At 68.1% G+C, this 19,725-nt stretch carries 19 protein-coding genes and 1 pseudogene; 14 read left to right on the top strand and 6 right to left on the bottom strand.

All coding sequences use genetic code 11. The features are described 5' to 3' along the window. Nucleotides 1-395: hypothetical protein (locus HOP12_08450; GenBank protein NOT34182.1), on the bottom strand; the 395-nt coding region annotated here is incomplete at its 3' end. A gap of 146 nt (nucleotides 396-541) precedes the next feature. On the opposite strand from HOP12_08450, the gene HOP12_08445 reads away from it, so the two are divergent. Then, nucleotides 542-1,783: a hypothetical protein gene (locus HOP12_08445; GenBank protein ID NOT34181.1), complete on the top strand. Its 1,242-nt coding sequence runs from the start codon at nucleotides 542-544 to the stop codon at nucleotides 1,781-1,783. A 110-nt stretch (nucleotides 1,784-1,893) separates the two neighbouring features. Next, nucleotides 1,894-3,954 (top strand): response regulator, encoded by a 2,061-nt coding sequence (locus HOP12_08440; protein NOT34180.1) that lies wholly within the window; start codon nucleotides 1,894-1,896, stop codon nucleotides 3,952-3,954. A 60-nt stretch (nucleotides 3,955-4,014) separates the two neighbouring features. On the opposite strand, the gene HOP12_08435 is transcribed toward HOP12_08440, so the two are convergent. From HOP12_08435 to HOP12_08425, 3 genes are all read right to left on the bottom strand, one after another. Then, the gene (locus HOP12_08435; GenBank protein NOT34179.1) at nucleotides 4,015-4,614 is read right to left on the bottom strand and encodes a redoxin domain-containing protein; all 600 of its coding nucleotides are present in this window, start codon (nucleotides 4,612-4,614) and stop codon (nucleotides 4,015-4,017) included. Between the two features lie 285 nt (nucleotides 4,615-4,899). After that, nucleotides 4,900-5,493, bottom strand: coding sequence for a redoxin domain-containing protein (locus HOP12_08430; protein NOT34178.1), 594 nt, complete (start codon nucleotides 5,491-5,493; stop codon nucleotides 4,900-4,902). A 67-nt stretch (nucleotides 5,494-5,560) separates the two neighbouring features. After that, on the bottom strand, nucleotides 5,561-6,565 hold the full coding sequence (locus HOP12_08425) for a hypothetical protein (GenBank protein NOT34177.1): 1,005 nt from the start codon (nucleotides 6,563-6,565) through the stop codon (nucleotides 5,561-5,563). A 51-nt stretch (nucleotides 6,566-6,616) separates the two neighbouring features. On the opposite strand from HOP12_08425, the gene HOP12_08420 reads away from it, so the two are divergent. Further along, nucleotides 6,617-7,228: a hypothetical protein gene (locus tag HOP12_08420; GenBank protein ID NOT34176.1), complete on the top strand. Its 612-nt coding sequence runs from the start codon at nucleotides 6,617-6,619 to the stop codon at nucleotides 7,226-7,228. Nucleotides 7,229-7,246: 18 nt separating this feature from the next. Here the strand turns inward: HOP12_08420 and HOP12_08415 are convergent, their stop codons facing one another. Then, nucleotides 7,247-8,170, bottom strand: a complete 924-nt coding sequence (locus HOP12_08415; GenBank protein ID NOT34175.1) for a GNAT family N-acetyltransferase — start codon at nucleotides 8,168-8,170, stop codon at nucleotides 7,247-7,249. A gap of 102 nt (nucleotides 8,171-8,272) precedes the next feature. Here HOP12_08415 and rfaE1 point away from each other — a divergent pair. The 9 genes and pseudogenes from rfaE1 (at nucleotide 8,273) to HOP12_08370 (ending at nucleotide 16,712) form a co-directional block, all read left to right on the top strand. Next, nucleotides 8,273-9,795: pseudogene (gene rfaE1 / locus HOP12_08410) on the top strand (D-glycero-beta-D-manno-heptose-7-phosphate kinase). Between the two features lie 9 nt (nucleotides 9,796-9,804). Next, a complete protein-coding gene (locus HOP12_08405) occupies nucleotides 9,805-10,284 on the top strand; it encodes a hypothetical protein (GenBank protein NOT34174.1) in 480 nt (159 codons plus the stop codon). Nucleotides 10,285-10,293: 9 nt separating this feature from the next. Next, nucleotides 10,294-10,530, top strand: coding sequence for a hypothetical protein (locus HOP12_08400; GenBank protein ID NOT34173.1), 237 nt, complete (start codon nucleotides 10,294-10,296; stop codon nucleotides 10,528-10,530). A 147-nt stretch (nucleotides 10,531-10,677) separates the two neighbouring features. Further along, nucleotides 10,678-12,162, top strand: a complete 1,485-nt coding sequence (locus HOP12_08395; protein ID NOT34172.1) for an aldehyde dehydrogenase family protein — start codon at nucleotides 10,678-10,680, stop codon at nucleotides 12,160-12,162. Nucleotides 12,163-12,164: 2 nt separating this feature from the next. Then, nucleotides 12,165-12,485 (top strand): hypothetical protein, encoded by a 321-nt coding sequence (locus HOP12_08390; GenBank protein NOT34171.1) that lies wholly within the window; start codon nucleotides 12,165-12,167, stop codon nucleotides 12,483-12,485. 106 nt (nucleotides 12,486-12,591) lie between these two features. Next, nucleotides 12,592-13,740, top strand: coding sequence for a hypothetical protein (locus tag HOP12_08385; GenBank protein ID NOT34170.1), 1,149 nt, complete (start codon nucleotides 12,592-12,594; stop codon nucleotides 13,738-13,740). Between the two features lie 10 nt (nucleotides 13,741-13,750). Further along, a complete protein-coding gene (locus tag HOP12_08380; GenBank protein ID NOT34169.1) occupies nucleotides 13,751-14,653 on the top strand; it encodes a zinc ABC transporter substrate-binding protein in 903 nt (300 codons plus the stop codon). Continuing rightward, nucleotides 14,650-15,486, top strand: a complete 837-nt coding sequence (locus tag HOP12_08375; protein ID NOT34168.1) for a metal ABC transporter permease — start codon at nucleotides 14,650-14,652, stop codon at nucleotides 15,484-15,486. Before HOP12_08380 ends, HOP12_08375 begins: the two co-directional genes overlap by 4 nt. 35 nt (nucleotides 15,487-15,521) lie before the next feature. Beyond that, nucleotides 15,522-16,712, top strand: coding sequence for a beta-lactamase family protein (locus HOP12_08370; protein ID NOT34167.1), 1,191 nt, complete (start codon nucleotides 15,522-15,524; stop codon nucleotides 16,710-16,712). On the opposite strand, the gene HOP12_08365 is transcribed toward HOP12_08370, so the two are convergent. Further along, complete coding sequence (locus HOP12_08365; protein NOT34166.1) at nucleotides 16,680-17,471, bottom strand: hypothetical protein; 792 nt, start codon at nucleotides 17,469-17,471, stop codon at nucleotides 16,680-16,682. The genes HOP12_08370 and HOP12_08365 overlap by 33 nt on opposite strands. A gap of 237 nt (nucleotides 17,472-17,708) precedes the next feature. On the opposite strand from HOP12_08365, the gene sucC reads away from it, so the two are divergent. Then, nucleotides 17,709-18,848 carry an ADP-forming succinate--CoA ligase subunit beta gene (gene sucC, locus HOP12_08360; protein NOT34165.1) on the top strand — a complete coding sequence of 380 codons (1,140 nt, stop codon included), beginning with the start codon at nucleotides 17,709-17,711 and terminating at the stop codon, nucleotides 18,846-18,848. After that, a partial coding sequence (gene sucD, locus HOP12_08355) for a succinate--CoA ligase subunit alpha (protein NOT34164.1) occupies nucleotides 18,845-19,725 on the top strand: 881 nt, incomplete at its 3' end. The genes sucC and sucD, both read left to right, overlap by 4 nt.

Raw genomic sequence — 19,725 nt, 5'->3', positions numbered from 1 at the left:
CCGGCGTTCCACGCGGCCTCGGCGAGTCCCAGCGTGCCGCGATTCGGCCGCAGGCCGCCGTCGAGCGCGATCTCGCCGATCGCCGCGACTTCCGCGAATCGCTCGTTCGGAATCTGCCCGGTCGCGGCGAGCACTCCCAGCGCGACCGCCAGATCCGCCGAGCTGCCCTCTTTGCGTCGCTCGGCGGGCGCGAGGTTGACGGTGACGCGCCGATCGGGTGGCTGCAGGCCGACGTTTCGAAGTGCGGGCCACACCCGATCGCGAACCTCGCGGACCGATGCGTCCGGCAACCCGACCAGCGCGAAGCCGGGCAGGCCCGGTCCGACGTCGACCTCGCACTCGACCGGAAACGCTTCGAGGCCCCACAGCGCCGCGGTCCGGATGCGAGCGAGCATGCTGTGACTCAACGCACGGTGCATGCCCATGGCGGCGCCAACTGTCGGCGCGCGATTCACCACCGGCGGGGCTTGGTGATAGCGTTCCCCGCGGCGCGCGCACGGCCGGGCGGAATCCGCGCACTGGCGCCAACGAAGGGACGGGCATGCGCACTGCATTCACATCACAGCGGATTCGCCGACTCGTGTTCGCAATTCTGGTCCCGGCCACCGCGTTCGCGCTCGCGGCACCGGCGTGGCCGGCCGCCCCGGCCACGCTCAGCTACCAGGGCGTGCTGACCGATGCCGCCGGGGCGCTGGTTCCCAACGGCCCGCATGCGATCGAGTTTCGGCTCTATGCTGCCGAGTCCGGTGGCGCGCCGCTCTGGAGCGAAAACCACTCGAGTGTCGTCGTGGAACTCGGGGGCTTCGCGGTAGTGCTCGGATCGTCGACTCCGCTCGCGCTCGCTTTCGATGCGCCCTACTGGCTGGGAGTGAGCGTCGATGGCGGGGCCGAGTTGACGCCTCGCACCGTGCTCACGGCTTCGCCCTACGCGCTCGCGCTTCGGCTGCCGTGGGCGGTGTCTCAGTCCGAGCCCGCGATTCCGCTGTTGTCACTTCGAAACACCGGTGCTTCGCTGGCGCTTCGAGTGAGTCCCGGACTCGAGGTCGGAGCGTCGGGAATCGAAGCGGGTCGCCTGCAGATCTGGGGATCGTCGGCGCCGAACGCCTCGATCCTGGCCGAAGGCAACTTCGACGGATTCGGGAATCCGCGCCTCACGGTGACGGGCGCGGCGGGAGCGATGACGGTCACCACTTCCGCCAACGGCGATGCATTCCTCCAGCTCCCGGCCGGCTCGATCTCGGCCTCCGAGATCGCCAACGAGCCGGGCTTCGCACTCTCTCGCCAGCCGGCTGCGAACCTTCCGGTGACGAGCACCACCACGATGCAGACGCTGCTGATCGTCTCGCTCACCACGCCGTCGGTGGGCTGGGTGGTGGTCGAGGCCGACGGGCAGCACGGCATGACTTCGGCGGGCGGCGACAATCTGATCGCGCTTCAGATCGACGAGACTGACGGCGGAACGCCGGATCCCGAGCACTACCTGCTGTCGGGCTACGCGGGGGATGCCCCCAACGGCAGCACCTTTCAGTCGATTCGGGTCCGGCGCGCCTACTTCAAACCGGCCGGGACGCACGCCTTTCGACTCGAGGCGCGTAAGGAATCGCCGGGCGGCACCTCGTGGCTCTGGAATCCGTCACTCACCGCGACCTTCATGCCGACGAGTTACGGAGGTGTCGTGAGCGGTGTGACGGGTGTCGGCGGGCCTCCGAGCAGCGCGGCGAGCCCGGCCTCCGTCCAGCTCGACGCTGCCAGGAATCAAGCCGCGGGGCCGCCCCGCCGATAACCGAGCGAATTCTCTTCTCCTACGAAGGTGGAGGCCGCTCGGTGGCCGAACATCCGACTGATCGCATTGCCGCTCCTCCATCCGCCCTCACCGTTCGTTGGATGTGGTGGATGGTGGTTCGCCTCGTCGCTCCGATCGTCGATGCCGTGCGAGTGCCGGTGGTCGCCATCGATTCCGACCATCGCATCCGTTTCGCGAATCGAGCGTTCACCGAAGCCCACACCGGGGTTCCGCCGCGCCCGTGGCCGACCGGTCTGGCGCTCTCCGAGTTGTTGACACCTGAAACCTACGAGCGGTTCGCGGGGCTCTATCCGATCCGCGGGATCCCCCATGCCGGGACCCCGTTGTTCCGGGCCGAGCTGGCTGCCAAGCCCGGTGACGCGCTGGTCGGCACCTGCGTCGAATTCCGCTTTCCGGGCCGGTTTCACGGCTGGCTGGTCTCGCTGCGCCACCACTCACTCGAGATGTTCGCCGACTCGACGCTGCCCGCGTTGCTCGAACGTGAGAAGTCCCAGCGCGCACGGCTCGAAGCGTTGATCACGGTGAGCCGCGCGATCACCAGTTCGCTCGATCATCAGACCATCCTGCGCACCATCGCCCGCGAATCGCGACGGGTGCTCGAGTGCGACGAGTGCGTGGTGTTCCTGATCGACGAGAATGCGCCACTGCTGCGCCCGGTCGCCTGCGACGTGCTGACCTACGAGGATCAGGTGTGGGGTCTCGAGCTGCGGCTCGGCGAGGGAATCGCCGGCAGCGTCGCGGTCAGCGGGCACGGCGAGATCGTGCACGAGGCGCACCTCGATCCGCGCGCCAAGCAGGTTCCCGGGACGCCCGAGGAAGAGAGTTCGCTGCTGTGCGTACCGCTGCTGGTACGCGAACGCGTCATCGGCATCATCTCGTTGTCGCGGCTCGAGCCGCATCGTCGGCGCTTCGAGCCCGAAGATCTGGACCTCGCAATCGTGTTCGCCTCGGAATGCAGCGCGGCGATCCAGAACGCGCGCCTCTACGCACAGACCAAGGCGGCGTACGACGAAATGCGGTCCGCGCAGCAACAGCTCGTGCAATCGGCGAAGCTCAACGCGCTCGGCGAGATGGCCGGCGGCGTGGCGCACGACTTCAACAACGTGCTCGCCGCAATCCTCGGCCGCACGCAGCTCATCCTGAGCCGCGTCGAGGAACCGCTGCTCAAACGCCAGCTGCAGGTCATCGAGCAGGCGGCGCTCGACGGCGCGCATACCGTCAAGCGCGTCCAGGAGTTCACCCGGGTGCGGCACGACGAGCCGTTCGAGCCGCTCGATATGAACGAGATCCTCAAAGGCGTGGTGGAGCTGACGCGCACCGCGTGGCACACCCACGCGAAGCGCGACGGCATCAAGGTCGAGCTGGCGCTCGATCTGCGATCGCGCCACGCGGTCGAGGGCAATGCCTCCGAGTTGCGCGAAGTGTTCAGCAACCTGGTCTTGAACGCGGTCGACGCGATGCCATGGGGCGGGCAGCTGGAGATCACTTCCGAGGATCGAGTCACCGAGGTGATCCTTCGCTTCAAGGACACGGGCGTCGGCATGGACGAGGAGACCCGGTCGCGTGTCTTCGATCCGTTCTTCACCACCAAGACGGTGCAGGGCACCGGCCTCGGACTCTCGGTCGCCTACGGCATCGTGACGCGCCACCACGGTCGCATCGAGGTGCAAAGCGAGCGCGGCGCCGGGACCGAGTTCACGGTGACGCTGCCGATCGCGAGCGACGTTCGGCCGACGGCGCCGGCCGCGCGGCCGGCGCTGACGATCAAGCCGCTGCGGATCCTGGTGGTGGACGACGAACAGTTCGTGCTCGAAGTGCTGGTCGACATGTTGCGCTCGAACGGCCACGAGGTGCATTCGGCACTCGGCGGCGAGGCGGCGCTGCGCGCCTTCTCGCGATTCGCGCCCGATGCCGTCTTCACCGATCTCGGCATGCCGGAAGTGAACGGCTGGGACGTGGTGCTGCACGTGCGCGCCGAACGGCCGGACATTCCGGTGGTGCTGGTGTCGGGGTGGGGCTTTCAGCTCGCCGAGGAGACCATCGCGGCGCACGGCCTCGACCACATCATGACCAAGCCGTTTCGCATGGAAGACGTCGAGCGCGCACTCGAGCGCGTGACCGAGCGCATCGAAGACCGCTCGGCTGCCTGATCGAAATGAAAGAAGCCCGCGCCCCCGAAGGGACGCGGGCTTCCGAACTCGACGTCGGCGTCAGTGCGAAGCGGGCAGCGCGGCGCCCGGCACCGGCCGGCCGAGCGCAGTCGACGCCAGCGTGTTGAAGCCGGCATTCGGCAACTGACCCCGCCGCAGCGCGCGAACCTCGCCCTGCTGATTCAACACGAACCAGGACGGGGTGGCGGAGCGCTGGTCCTCGCGCTTCACGTTGAACTGCTCGGCGACGACCTGGCGAGGATCCGCCAGCACGGTGTAGTTGAGCGACAGGTCGCGTACCACCGACCAGATGCGGGCAGGCTTCTCGTTCAGCACCGCGACCGGCAGAATTCCGTTGTCGAGCAACGCATTGCGCTCGGCTTCGAGGGCAAGGAGCTGCTCGCGGTTGGCGCCGAACACCAGCAACGCCGGGCCGTGGCCGAGCAACTCTCGCAGGTGACGCCAGTGGCCGTCGGCGGTCTGGTACGAGAAGTCCGGAGCCGCGGCTCCGACCTCGATCAGCGAGTGCGGCGGCTCCTGAATGCGAGGACTCGGCGTGCCGGCACCCGGCAAACGCTCGAAGGGTGGACGCGACGCGCCCGGAACGGGATCGGCTCCGAGTGCGAAGACGATAGACAGGATCAGCAGGTTCGAAAGCATGAGCAACGGTCTCTCCGATACGAGGGATGCGATGACAGTCAGTGGGCAGGGATCAGCGATCCTCGTTATCGGCGACGTGAAGAGTGAAGTTGAGATTCGGAGCGCAAATAGGCGAAGAATTGTTGCGTGCCAACGCGAGTGGAAGTGGGCTCACTCGCATTTGCGCGCGCGGCAGCGCCAATTGCCGCACGAATGTCGTACCGGCTTGCAGCTTGCGCCGCATGCAACGGGGTGCGACGTGCGAAACGCGATGTGCGGCCGCGAAGCGGGTTCGCGAGCGGGTCGCTAGTTGGCGATCGTGAAGTCGACCAGTTCCGCGACCTGGGTGGCCGCAAACGACTGACCGAGCACCGCGAGGCGAACCGTGCCGCGTCGATCGATCAGCACGTAGCCCGGTCGCGTGGCGGCGGAGGCCGCGTCATTGAGCCCGTAGATCGCGGAAACGTCGCCGGTCGGGTCCGCGAGCAGCTCGAACGGAATGGCGGCCCGCTGCGAATGCGTGCGCAGCTTCGATGGCCCTTCGCGGGTGATGCCGAACACCCGCACGCCGTGCTCGGCGAGCCGTGAAGTAACGGGGGAGAAATCGTCGAACTCCGCCAGGCGACGTGCGAACACCAGCAGCACCCAGTCGCCGCGCAGGCGCGAGATCGCGACCGGGCCGCCGCGGGTGCCACTGAGCTCGAAGTCGGGCGCGACGTCGCCCACGTCGACGCGGCCCACCACGCTGAGCTTGCCGCGTGGCCCCGGTTCCAGCGGCCGGGCGTTCGCGGTCGGAGCGGGTGCCCGAGACTTCGGGTCACTCTGGGCGCCGGCCGGGGAGGGGAACACGAACGCGAGGGATGCAGCGATCCACAGGAACGTCGTGACGACCGCTTTCATGGCGACCTCCAGCCACGCGGGGCGGCGCCTCCGTCTGACAGACGCAGGCTCCGCCGAAGCGGTCGAATCAGTCGAGCGGTAGGGTCGTGGCGTCGACCGCGGCGCGCACGGCTCGCAGGTTCGCCGCGGGGGTCGCCGGCGGGATCGAGCATCCCGGTCCGGCGAGCCAGCGGCGGCCGCCCGTCTTGTGAAGCAGGTCCCGATACTCGGCGACCACGCGATCGCTGCTGGTCGCCTGCAGCGCATCCATGTGCGAGAGCCCGCCGATGAACGCTCCAGGAAGCACCTTGCGGACCTGGTCGAGCATCGGGTTGGTGGGATCGGTGGCGTCGTACGAAAACGCCGCCACCGGGTAGTCCGCGAAGTCGAGCACCAGATTGCGGCGCTTGCAGACGTGCAGCACGTTGAACGGTGCATCCTTCGCGACCGCGAGGATGCGCAGGTCGAAGGGGCGCGCCCACTCGCGATAGTCCTCGGCGGTCATGAGATCGCGCGAGGCCCAGTCGACGGTCGCAAAGTAGATGCCGTCGACACCCGCCTCGAGCACTTCGGCGACATGCCGCTCGTAGGTGCGGGTCACGGCTTCGAGCGCGCCGCGCACGGCATTGGGCTGCTTGCGCATGTGCAGGCGCAGTTCACCGGGTTCCTCGACCATCTCGCCGAGCACCGCGAGCGGCGTGAACACGGTCTGGATGAGCGGCACGTCCTCGGGCAGGCCGCGCTTCACGAGGCGAATCGCCTCGAGCTGCTCACCGAGTGCGCCGAGATCGTGCGGTCGCTCGGTGATCGAAGCCCAGTCGGCGGGTTGATGGACCGGCCACGATTCGAGCACCGGCTTGTCGGCCGCGCGGCCCGTGTAGCGGTAGCTCACGCCCCAATCCTCGACGTGATACTGCTTGCGCGGATTGAGCTTCACCCAGTCCCAGCGATGCTCGTGCTGGAACTCGAGCGTCGCCTCGGCGAGGTCGCGGGCGGAGGACTCACGATGGTAGAAGTGCCCCCAGAACGAAACCGGAGGTCGATCGACGGGCTCGCCCCTGAGGGCGGCCCACACGCGTGCGCGCGGCGTCATGGCGGCAGTCTAGCCCGCACGCCCGGTGGTACCAAGGCGCATCGATGGAGCATGGCGCGTCCGATCGCGGTTACGATCGCGCTGGCGATCACGATGTCGACTTTTGGCTGCGAGCCGGGCGCGCGCGACGAGGCGCCGACACCGCACGCGCTGCCCGTCGATGTCCGCGCCGATACCGCCGCTCCGGCGATTCGCCTGAGTCAGAGGTGGCGCTCGGACTCACTCGCTGAGCCGCCCGCGGCCGACGCGCGTATGTGGCTCGCACGCGTGTCGCCGACGCGTGCGGCGGAGTCCGTCGCGAGCGTCACGCCGGTGGCCGAGCTCGAGGTTCCGCTGCCGACGCCCGAGCCCGGCACTCCCGAGCCGTCGATGCCCGAGCCGCCCGGGCTGGTGGTCGACGAAGATCTCAAGCCACCGATTCCGCGCGGGCGCGCAACGCTGCTGCTTCCGCATGGAGCGCGGGCGGGCTCCGTCGAACTGGACGTGCGAGTCGACGAGCAGGGCGTGGTGTCGGACGTCGAGTGGGCGGGTGGCTCGACCGATTCGGCGCTGGTGGGCGCGGCGACCACGAGCGCGTTCTCGATGCGCTTCTTCCCCGCGCTTCAGTCGGGCCGACCGCGCGCCGTGTGGTGCCGACAACGCTTCGATTTCGGGCGGCGATGAGCGGCGTGATTCTGCACATCAGAATCGTGGTGGACGCACCCACACGTGGCGTGTGCGCATGACGCTGAAGCCTTCGCTTCGGTAGAGCCGCAGCGCGTTCTCGTTCGCCCCGTCCACGATCAACGTGATGGGCTGCGTCGAGCCGGCCTGCAGTCGCGCCACGCCCCAGCGCAGCAGCGCGCGGCCGAGTCCGATGCCGCGCGCCGCCGGCGCCGTGCCGAGCACTGCAATCTCGCCCCGATTCGCGTGACGCTCGAGCCGGCAGAAGCCGACGCACGCCGCGCCTCGGTAGGCGAGCCGCAGGTCTGCGGGATCGAAGCGCGGCCCGCGCGTCAGTTCGAGCGTCTCGTCGAGCGAACTCGGTACGAACCGCCAGTGCTGCGCGAACGACTCGAGGTAGACGTCGTTCCAGTCCTTTGCCATCGGCATCGTTCCATCGAACGACCGCGTCGCGATCCCCGAGGGCCATTCGACGATCGGCGCCGGCGCCTCGAGCGGTCGCTCCATCATCCAGAACGCGCGATCGAAACGGGCGCCGAGTCGCTTCGCCAGAGCCTCGGCCGCCGGCGCCGGCAACCACGCCGCTCCGGTGACGTCTCGAATCCGCGCGGCTCCCGGATGTGCTTCGATGGCGGCGAACACCGCCTCGACGAGACGCGTCGCGATGCCACGGCGCCGCGCGAACTCGAGCACTCCACCACGCACCATCGCCCATCCGATCGGGGCCTGCGGCAGCAGCCACGCGAGTGCGAACCCGATCGGACGTTCGTCCTCGAACGCCAGGCGCACGCACGAGGCGGCAAGGTGCGGGTCGGCGAATTTCTGCTCGAGTGCACCGGGGGCCGCGAAGGCGTCGAACTGTTCGACGATTTCGGGCGCGGCGATCAGCGCGCGAAGGGTCTCGAGGTCGGTCGCGAGATACGGGCGAATCGTGACGGCCATGATCGCGAAGCTAGGTCGGCGGTCGTGGCACCGTCAATCGCACGGCTGCCCGGGCACCAATTCGTTGACCCTCCTCAGGTCGGGTGCTAGCGTCCGCCGCCCATGTCGGCACCGACCACGGATCGTTCCTCGAGCCCCGCTCCGCAGTTCGAACGCGCAGCGCTCCAGCGCATCGTTGCGGACTTCGCGGGCCGCCGCATCCTGGTGCTCGGTGACCTGATGGTCGATCGCTACCTGTGGGGGCGCGTCGATCGCATCTCGCCCGAGGCGCCGGTCCCGGTGGTCGACATCGAGCGCGAGAGTTCGCGACTCGGTGGGGCCGGAAACGTGGCCACGAATCTGCGAGCACTCGGCGCCCAGGCGGTGCTCGCGGGGGTGGTCGGCGACGACGACGACGGCACCCGGATGCTCGATGCGCTCGCGGAGAGCGGCGTGGACACGCACCTCGTGGTGCGTGACGCGACGCGACCCACCACGGTCAAGACGCGCATCATCGCGCACTCGCAGCAGGTGGTGCGCGCCGATCGCGAGTCGCGTGCCGATCTCACCGGCACCGCGCGAGACGCCCTGCTCGCCGGACTGGCGCGCGAACTCGCGGGCTGCCAGGGCCTGATCGTCAGCGACTACGGCAAGGGCGTGATCACCGCCGCGGTACTGGAACGGGCGCTCGGCCTCGCGCGCGACGCGAAGGTGCACGTGAGCGTCGATCCCAAGGAGAGTCACATCGATGCCTACCGCGGGGTCAGCATTCTGACGCCGAACCAGCACGAGGCGGGGGCGGTGATGGGGCGGCGCGTCAGCGACGAAGCGAGCCTCCTGGAGGTCGGCTGGGGACTGCAGAAGCGACTCGAGGCGGCGGCGGTGCTGGTCACGCGGGGCCCGCAGGGGATGAGCCTGTTCGAGCGCGGCGGCCGCGTGACGCACCTGCCGACCGTCGCGCGCGAAGTGTTCGACGTGACCGGAGCCGGCGATACGGTCGTGAGCGTGGTGTCGGTGGCACTTGCCGCGGGGGCCGATTTCCCGAGCGCCTGTTACCTCGCGAACCACGCCGCCGGTGTGGTGATCCGAGAGATCGGAACCGCGACCTGCTCGCCGGCCGAACTGTTGACCTCGCTCGCGAACGCTCCGGCGTGAGTGTCGCGCACGATCGGATTCCCGAGCGTGAACGCGTGGCGATCACGCGGTGGCACGCGGCCGGCGAGCGGGTGGTGTTCACCAACGGGGTGTTCGACTTGCTGCATCGCGGACACGTCGAATACCTGGAAGAGGCGCGGGCACTCGGGGACCGGCTGGTGGTCGGCGTGAACGCCGACGCCTCGGTGCGGCGTCTCAAGGGTCCCGAACGTCCCATCGTGCCGGAGCTCGAGCGGCTCGAACTGGTGCAGGCGCTGCGGTGCGTCGACGCGGCGGTGCTGTTCGAAGAGGACACGCCGTTGCGGCTCATTCAGGAAGTCGCGCCCGCGGTGCTCGTGAAGGGCGGCGACTGGGCGATCGAGCACATCGTGGGACGCGAGTTCGTCGAAGCGCGCGGCGGCCGCGTGATGAACATCGCGCTGCGCGAAGGGCTCAGCACCTCGAACCTGATCGAGCGCATCCGCGCGGGAAAGAGCGCGCTGGATGCGTGAAGTCGCGCCATGACCGATCGCGAACTCCTGCGACATGCGGTGGCGACGCTCGCGTATCGGGCGGCCAAGACGATGCGAGGCGCACCCGAGTCGTTCGCGACCTTCGCCCCGGCGCCCGGCGCGAACACGCCGCTGCGAATCGTCGCGCACCTCGGTGACCTGTTCGACTGGGCGCTCCGCATCGCGAACGGCGAGCTGCACTGGACCACCGCGACGCCTCAGTCGTGGGATGCCGAGTGCGCGCGATTCTTCCGTGCGCTCGAAGCATTCGACGCCCGGCTCGCATCGGCCGCGCCGATCCAGTACGAGCTGACGCGACTGTTCCAGGGACCGGTGGCCGATGCGCTCACCCACACCGGGCAGCTCGCGATGCTGAGACGTCTGAGCGGCGCGCCGATGAAGGGCGAGAGCTACAACCGTGCCGAGATCACGATCGGACGCGTCGGCGCCGACCAGCACCCGGCGGATCCGCGCTACGAATTCGACTGAGGGTCCGCGATGAACGACCGAGCCTCGAGAACTGCTGAGCCCACGATTCCGACCGGAGCGATCGTCGCATTCGGCATCGCACTCCTGGGCCTTGCCCTTTCGCTGGTGGCCGCACTCGGCGTGCTGCAGTCCCAGCGCACCCGCACCGTGGAGCTCCAACGGCGCGTCGTGACGCTCGAGCGCCAGCTCGACTCGGTGCGAACTCACGCGACTCGCGACACTTCGGGGTTCGTCACCCGGCCCTGAGCCGCCTCGCCCCGCCTCGCCCCGCCTTGCATCGCTGCAGGTGGCTGCCTAGGCTCACGCGTGCTTCGCTCGCGGCGACGTCCGCGCGGGCCCCTCCGATTCCGCTCGAATCCGTGCGCGCTGCTGCGTGCCCCAAGGAGTCTTTCGATGGCGCAGTCGTTCTCCAACTTCATCGCCGGCCAGTGGGTGCCGGCGCGCTCCGGCGCCACCTTCACGAACAGCAACCCCGCGACCGGAGCGGATCTCGGCGCGCATCCGGACTCCGGGAGCACCGACGTGGACGCCGCGGTCGCGGCCGCTCGCGCCGCGTTCGAATCGTGGCGCCTGACGCCCGCCCCCAAGCGCGCGGAGCTGATGTTCCGACTCGGCGCGCTGATTGCGACGCAGAAGGAGCGACTGGCGCGTGCCGCCACCAGCGAGATGGGCAAGATTCTGATCGAGACGCGCGGCGACGTTCAGGAAGGCGTCGACATGGCGTACCTCGCGGCCGGCGAAGGGCGTCGCATGTACGGCGTCACCACCCCGTCCGAGATGCCCAACAAGTTCGCGATGTCGATGCGGGTGCCGATCGGCGTGGTCGGCGTGATCACGGCGTGGAACTTCCCGTTCGCGGTTCCGACCTGGAAGATCTTCCCGGCGCTCGTCGCGGGGAACACCGTGGTGTTCAAGCCGTCCGAGGAAACGCCCGAGATGGGCTACCACCTCGCGAAGCTCATCGAAGAGGCGGGTTATCCCGCCGGCGTTTTCAATCTCGTGCAGGGCTCCGGCAAGAACGTGGGCTGGCCGATCACGCAGCATCCGGGTGTGGACGTGCTCTCCTTCACCGGCTCGAACGGTGTCGGTACCCTGATCGCGACCGAGGGTGCCCGGCTCGGCAAGCGCGTCTCGCTCGAGATGGGCGGCAAGAATGCCGTGATCGTGATGGATGACGCCGATGTGGCGCTCGCCGCCAACGCCATCGCGTGGGGGGCGTTCGGCACCACCGGGCAGCGCTGCACCGCGACGAGTCGCGTGATCGTTCACGAGCGCGTACACGACGAGCTGGCGAAACGAGTGGTCGAACGCGCTCGCGCGATCAAGCTGGGTGACGGGCTCGATGAATCGGTCGAGATGGGGCCGGTCATCAACGCGCGCCAACTCGAGAAGATCTCGGGCTACATGCCGGTTGCGGCGCAGGAAGGTGTTGAGGTGCTGGTGGGAGGCGGCGTCACCACCGAAGGAGCGCTCGCCAGGGGCCACTTCTTCAAGCCGACGGTGTTCACGAACGTGAAGCCGCAGATGCGCGTGGCGCAGGAGGAAATCTTCGGGCCGGTGGTCGGGTTCCTCAAGGTGAAGAGCCTCGAGGAGGCGGTTGCCGTGAACAACGCGATTCCCTACGGACTCAGCTCGTCGATCTTCACACTCGACGTGAACCGTGCGTTCGCCGCGATGCGTGATCTGTCGAGCGGCATCGTGTACGTGAACCACGGCACCACCGGCGCGGAGACGCATCTGCCGTTCGGCGGCGTGCGCGGCACCGGCAACGGCCACCGCGAAGCGGGCCACACCATGCTGGACGCGTTCACCGAATGGAAGAGCGTCTACGTCGACTTCTCGGGACGCCTGCAGCGCGCACAAATCGACAACAGCTAGCCATGACGTCTCGATTCCTCGACCACATCCGTGCGATACCGCGCGCGAAGCTCGCGACCCTGCTGCTGGTCACGCTGCTTGCGGGCTCGCTCGCGCACGGCTGGCACCACTTCTCGGACCGCGATTGCGAATCGCCGAGTTCGCACGGCAGCGATACGTGCACCGAGTGTCGAGGACTCCACTCGGTTCCGCTGCCCGAAGTGGTGGCGACGACCGCCGAGCCGCTGCCGCGTCCGGTCGAAAAGCTCGCTCCCGCGAGCGAAGCCTCGCCGCTCTCCGAGGCCGTCACTTCCACCTGCGCGCGAGCTCCTCCCGCCGCATGAGCACCGCCGGCCCGCCGCGGCCGGTCGCCCTCTCGATCTCGATCGTTCTGCGTCGCGCGCCGCCTTCGGCGTGCGCGGCGCTCGACCTTTCTGAGGAGGCAGTGCCATGCGACGAATCATCCCGATTACGGGACTTGCCGTGCTCATCGTGTTCGGCGTTGCGCCGACGACGCGCGCGGGCGTGACGAATCCCGATGTCTCGGTCATCGGCCAGCCGTTCATGCGCTGGACCGATGACCCATCCGATCCCGGAGCCAGGCGCTTCGTACTCGATCCCGGCGAGACCGAGCTGATGCTCGATGCGCCGCTCAACCCGTACGCGCGCGGAAGCTTCGTACTCACGTTCGCCGAGGACGAGGTCGGAGTCGAAGAAGGCTTCTTCCTGCTGCAGCGCGGACTGCCGCTGGGGCTCCAGCTCAAGGGCGGCAAATACCGGATCGGATTCGGAAGACTCAATCCTCAGCATCCGCACACCTATCCGTTTGCGGATCGCTTCGGCGTGCTCGCGGCCTATCTGCCGGGTGAGGAGTCGCTCAACGAGACCGGCGTGCAGCTCTCGGGTCGCATCCCTGCACCCGGCGACATCGCGTTCACCGCATCGGTCGACGCGCTCAGGGGCGACTCGTTTCGCATCACGCGCGATCCGTCGGGTGCTCCGAACGATCCGCTCGCGAGCGACCCCGAAGGCGGCGACCGTGCCGGCGAGCCGCGCGCAGCGATGCTCGGGCGACTCACGGCGTTCGTTCCGTCGGGTGAGCGATCGGGTGTGGAACTCGGCGTGTCGGCGCTTCAGGGCACGAGCAACGTCGCGGCGCAGGCGCGCACCGTGGTGATCGGCGGCGACGTGAAGGCGAAGCTCTGGACGGGCCCGAGTGCCTACGTGCTGGTGCAGGGCGAGGTGTTGAGCCTCATGCGCGAGGACGCAGCGTGGGACGAGCCCGAGGCGCGCTTCACGAGGCGCGCGAGCGAAGGCACCGGCGGATATCTGTATGCGGATTACAACTGGGCGACGCGCTACGACATCGGCGCCTCGTACGAACGGTGGCAGCAGCCCGACGCGGATCAGAACTGGAACGCTTCGCTCGGGGCCTTCGCCGGACTCGCGCTGCTCGAGGAGACCACCGCGTTTCGGATCGACTGGCGGAGTCTGAAGCCGGCTCGCCCCGCCGGTGCGTCCGAGGACCCGAAGTCCATTCAGCAGCTCACCGTGCGCGTCGTGTTCTCGATGGGGCCCCACAAGGCCCACCAATTCTAGGAGGCATGCCGTGATTCGCATCCCATTCATGCGAACGGCCTGCGCCGTTCTCGTCACTGCCGCGCTCGCCGCGGCCTCTCCGGTCGAGGCGAAGCTGCGCATCGCGGCCTCGACCAACGATCTCGCTTCGATCGCAGCGACCGTCGGTGGGGAGCAGGTCGAGGTGTTCTCGATCGCGCGCCCGAATGCCGATCCGCATCGAGTCGAAGCGCTTCCTTCCTACATGGTGAAAGTCTCTCGAGCACAGTTGTTCCTCGAGGTGGGGTTGGGCCTCGACCAGTGGGCCAACGCGATCCTCGAGGGCTCGCGCAATGCCTCGGTCCAGACCGTCGATTGTTCGAAGGGTGTGCGCGTGCTCGAGAAGCCGGGCGGCAAGGTGGACGCCTCGATGGGCGACGTGCATCCCGACGGGAATCCGCACTACTGGCTCGATCCTCGAAACGGCGCGATCGTGGCGACGAACATTGCCGAAGCGCTCGCACGTCTGGACGCGGCACATGCGGCCGACTATCGCTCGCGGGCCGAAGCGTTCGGCAGGGAAGCCGACGCCGCGTGGCAGCGCGGGCGTTCGCTTGCCGCGACTTTGCCGTCGAGGACGGTCTTCACGTATCACCGCTCGTGGTCCTATCTGGCGGACGCGTTCGGCCTCGAGGTGGCGGCGACCGTCGAGCCGGTGCCCGGCATTCCCCCGACGGTGCGGCAGCTGGCTGAACTCGTCCGGGTGGCGAAGGCACGAAAGATCGGACTGCTGATTCAGGAGCCCTACTACTCGGCGGAGGCCGGTCGGTTCCTGGCGCGCGAAGCCGGTGTACGCACGGTGATCGCCTCGTCGGCGTGCGATGCACCCACCGCCGGCAGCTACCTTGCGCACTTCGCGGCCGTCCTGGAGTCGATCGCGGGAGGCCGAAAGTGACGGACGTGCTGCAGCTCCCGTTCTTCCAGTCCGCGGCGATCGCAGCACTGGTGCTGGCGGGCATCCACGCGTACCTGGGTTTCCACATCGTGCGGCGCGGCGTGCTGTTCGTGGACCTTGCGCTCGCGCAGATGGCGGCGCTCGGTGTGGCGATGGGAGTGGTGCTGGGCCGCGAACACGACGAGGTCGGCTCCTACCTGCTGGCGCTCGGCATGACGTTCGTGGGGGCGGCACTGTTCGCGTGGCTTCGGGGGCGGTCGAAGCAGGTGCCGCTCGAAGCGTTCATCGGCATCGTGTTCGCGACCGCGCAGGCCGCGGTGTTCCTGGTGCTCGAGAAGTCGCCCGCCGGCCCCGAGCACCTGAAGGAAACGCTGGTGGGCTCGCTGTTCACCGTCGACCCGGGCCACATCGCCCGGGTCGCGGTGCTGTACGCCGTGGTGGGCGCGGTGCACTTCTTCCTGCGGAAGCCGTTCTTCGAGATCACGAACGACCCCGAAGGCGCGCGCGCGCGCGGGCGGCGCGTGTTCCTGTGGGACTTCCTGTTCTACGCCACGTTCGGGCTCGTCGTCACTTCCTCGGTTCAGATCGCCGGCGTGCTGCTGGTCTTCGGCTTCCTGGTGATCCCCGCGGTCGCGGGACTCATGGCGTCGTCGCGCACCGGCATCGCATTGATCGTCGGCTGGGGCTTCGGATTCGTGGCGAGCGTGTTGGGCCTGCTGGCGTCGGTACAGTGGGACATGCCGGCGGCGCCGAGTATTCTCGTGACGCTTTCGTTCCTGTTGCTGGTCGTCGGACTCTCGCTTGGAGTCGTGCGGCGCGGGCACCGAGCCTGATACGAATCCCGAACCGTTCAAGAAGGAGAGTTCCCGTGCGATCGCCGAGCCTGTGGACCGCGTGCGCGCTCGCCGTTGCGATTGCGGGCTGCGGTAGCTCCAGCCGCGTCTCGGGGCCCGCCCCGGAGCAAACGCTCGCGAGTCGGGTCGAGAGCATTCGGCTTTCACATCGCCTGCCGGCGCTTGCGGTCGCGGTGATCGCGGGCGACTCGATCGAGATCGCGGTGGGCGGCGTGCGAAAGATCGGCGCGATCGCGGCGAGCCAGCGCCCGGACCTCTTCCACGTGGGCTCGCTCACCAAGGCGCTCGTGGCTTCCGCGATCGGAAAGCTCGTCGAAGAGGGAGCGCTCTCGTGGTCCGAAACACTCGAGCAGGCGTTCCCCGAACTCGCGGGCACGATGACCGCTGCGTACCGACCGATCACGATCGCGCAGCTGCTTCAGCATCGTTCCGGGCTGCCCGCGTTCTCGGACTTCGCCGACTTCGCAGCGGTGCCCACGTTCGCGGGCGACGGTCCCGCGCAGCGCGCGGAGTTCGCGCGCTGGCTGCTCGCGCGACCCGCGGCGTTTCCCGCCGGCACGTTCGTCTACTCGAACGCCGGCTACTCCGTGGCGGCGACGATCGCCGAGCGCGCGACCGCGCAGCCGTGGGAGGAACTCCTCCGCACGCGAATCCTGACGCCGCTCGGAGTCTCGACGTTCGTCGGCTGGCCGCTCGACTTCTCGGCGGCCGAACCGTGGGGACACATCGAGCAGAACGGCACGCTCGTTCCGATCGCGCCCTCGGACCTTCGCGTTCCGCTCCTGATCGCACCCGCGGGAGACCTGAGCTTCACGGCCGACGCTTACGCAAAGCTCGCGCGCTGGAATCTTCGCGCGCTCATGGGGAGCCCTGCGGTGCTCGCCGACTCGACGTTCCAACATCTCTATTCGCCGGTCGGCGACTACGCGCTCGGATGGGGCGTTGTCCAAGTGCAGGGCCGTACGATCTACACCCACACCGGGAGCGCGGGCACGTTCGTGTCGCTGGTGTGGCTCGATCCCGAACGCGGCCGCGGCTACGTGATCATGACCAACGCGAGCGGCTCGCAGGTCGACCCTGCGTTCCGCGAGCTGCTCGCGGCGATCGATGCACCGACCTCGACCCAGGCGATCAGGAATGCTCTCGAACGACTTCGGCCGCAGCGAGGCGAGCTATCGGTAGCGAACCTTCAGTCCGCCCCATGACCGCGGACTCGTTGCGGTCGCGCCGGAATCGATCGAGATGGACCCGATCGAATAGTTGCGGGTCGGAATGACCATCGGCTCGCAGCCAATGCTCAGGCACCCGTCGATGAAGTTGATTTGAATCTGATGGACGTCTGAGAACGAGAATCCATTCGAGATCACAAACGCTTCCAACGGAAGCGTCAGGAGCCTCGACTCGGTGACGTAGGCTGCCGCCCTCGCTACCGGCCCGCCGGGATCGAGCAGGTCGCCTCGAAGCCTCACGATGACATGAAGCGGATAGAAGGGGTTGGACTCGCACGTGATCGGCATGCGAACCCCGGTGAATCCAAGCGCCTGCAGATCGAGATCGAGCGGCGCTGAGGCATCGCCGTACTTGAGCACCAGAGAGTGGGCGCTGCCGGATCCTCCACCCTCCAGGTGATGCACCTCGAGCTGCCCGATACCCGGCAGAATCTGCGCATTTGCCCGCGTGCCGAGGCCTGAACCGACTTCCGCCCGTCGCGGCGCGCCCTGCCACACGCCGGGCGCCGCAGTCTGGTCCGCGAAGTAGCCCGTTCCGCATGTGGAGACCGGATCCGGTGGACAGACGCTGCCGTCACAGTACGCGCCAGAGAACACGACGGGCGCACCCGAATTGGGCAGGCACATGTTGGCAGGGAACGGAGTCTGAAAGGATTCGAGAACGAGTGCCGAAGCTTCCGGCGCGGCGAGCACTCCCGCGAGCGCGATCATCGCGAGTAGTGAGCGAGGTCCCATGGATCCACCTCTCGCACGCCCGAGGGCACGTGGGGAATCGTTGCGGTCGCGGGGGACGCCTCGACGATCCCACCGCGGCTTGCAGAGATCAATCGGAAAGATTCGCCTGACTCGTCCTGCGGTGCTTGCCACTTCCCGCGCGGTCCCGTAGGGTTCCTCGTCCTTTTTGCGCTCGGCTCACTTGCGGGTCCGCGAGTGACCCCCCCGCCGCCGCGCGGCTGTGAATCGGGAGAACCCATGAACCTCCACGAATACCAGGGCAAGGAGCTGTTCGCCCGCTTCGGGATTCCGGTGCTGCCGGGCCAGGTCGCGGCCACTCCAGAAGAGGCGCGCGACGTCGCGACCTCGATCGGCTCGACGGTGGTGATCAAGGCGCAGGTTCAGGCGGGGGGGCGCGGCAAGGCCGGCGGCGTCAAGCTCGCGCACACGCCCGAAGAGGCCTACGACCGCGCGCGCGACATCCTGGCGCTCACGATCAAGGGGCTGCCGGTGCGACGCGTGCTGGTCGCGAAGGCGGCCGACATCGCGAAGGAGTTTTACCTCTCGATCGTGATGGATCGTCAGAAGAAGCTGCCGCTGATCATGTTCTCGGCGGAAGGCGGGGTGGAGATCGAGGAAGTGGCGCGCACCGCGCCCGAGAAGATCGTACGGCATCACATTCCGCTCGACGGCCTGCGTCCCTATCAGGCGCGCGCGATCATGGCGCGTGGATTCGACGACTGGAAGCAGGTGCAGCAGGCCGCCGACATCCTCATGAAGCTCTACCGGGTTTTCATGGACGGAGACTGCTCGCTGGCCGAGATCAACCCGCTCGCGGTCACGCCCGAAGGCAAGGTGGTGGCGCTCGATGCGAAGGTGGTGCTCGACGACAACGCGGAGTTCCGGCATCGCGAGTGGGACGGCTGGCGAGATCCGGACGAAGAGACCGCGGGGGCCCGGCTGGCGCGCGAGAAGGGCCTCAGTTACGTGAAGCTCGATGGCGACATCGGCTGCATCGTCAACGGCGCGGGGCTCGCGATGGCGACCATGGACCTGATCAAGCACTACGGCGGCGAGCCCGCGAACTTCCTCGATATCGGCGGCTCTTCGAATCCCGAAAAGGTCACCGCGGCGCTCAAGATCATCACCGGCGATTCGCACGTGCGCGCGATCCTGTTCAACATCTTCGGCGGCATCACGCGCTGCGACGACGTCGCGAACGGCATCGTGACCTCGCTCAAGTCTTCGCCGCTGCCGGTCCCGCTCGTGATCCGGCTCACCGGCACGAACGAGGAACTGGCGCGCAAGATCCTCGCGGACTTTGGACTCTCCGCGACCACCAGCATGGACGAGGCGGTTCGCATGGTGATCGCCCGAGCACAGGAGGTGCCGGCGTGAGCATCCTGATCGACAAGAACACCCGCCTGATCGTGCAGGGCATCACCGGCCGCGACGGCGCATTCCACACCGAACAGATGGTGAAGTACGGCACGAAGGTCGTGGGCGGCGTGACCCCCGGCAAGGGCGGCGAGAAGGTGCACGGCGTTCCCGTCTTTCACTCGGTCGCCGCGGCCATCGAGGCCACGAAGGCGAACACGTCGGTGATCTACGTGCCCGCAGCGTTCGCCGCCGACGCCATCTTCGAAGCCGCGGACGCCGGCATCCAGCTGATCGTTTGCATCACCGAGGGTCTGCCGGTACGCGACACGATGAGCGCGTTCCACCACGTGCTCGCGAAGCGCGGCGCCGGCAATCCGCTCGGCCGGCCGCGCCTGGTGGGACCGAACTGCCCGGGACTCATCACGCCGGGGCAGGCCAAGGTCGGCATCCTGCCCGGGCACATCTGCACTCCGGGCCCGATCGGCGTGGTGTCGAAGAGCGGCACGCTCACTTATGAAGTGGTGAAGCAGCTCACCGACCGCGGGCTCGGCCAGACCACCTGCATCGGCATCGGCGGCGACCCGATCATCGGCACCAACTTCATCGATGCGCTCACGCTGTTCGAGGCCGATCCGCGCACCGAGGGCATCGTGCTGATGGGTGAGATCGGGGGCAGCGACGAGGAAGAAGCGGCCCTGTTCATCAAACGGCACGTCACCAAGCCGGTGGTCGCGTTCGTCGCCGGGCAGACGGCACCTCCCGGGAAGCGCATGGGGCACGCGGGCGCGATCATCTCGGGCGGGGCGGGCACGGCCGCCGAGAAGATGGCGGCGTTCGAGGCCGCCGGAGTGCCGGTTGCACGCATTCCGTCCGAGATTCCCGCATTGATCTCCGA

It is taken from the genome of Candidatus Eisenbacteria bacterium, from assembly GCA_013140805.1.
GTDB lineage: Bacteria > Eisenbacteria > RBG-16-71-46 > RBG-16-71-46 > RBG-16-71-46 > JABFRW01.
The sequence above is the reverse complement of the archived record's forward strand: the minus strand, read 5'-3'. Positions and strand labels throughout refer to the sequence as shown.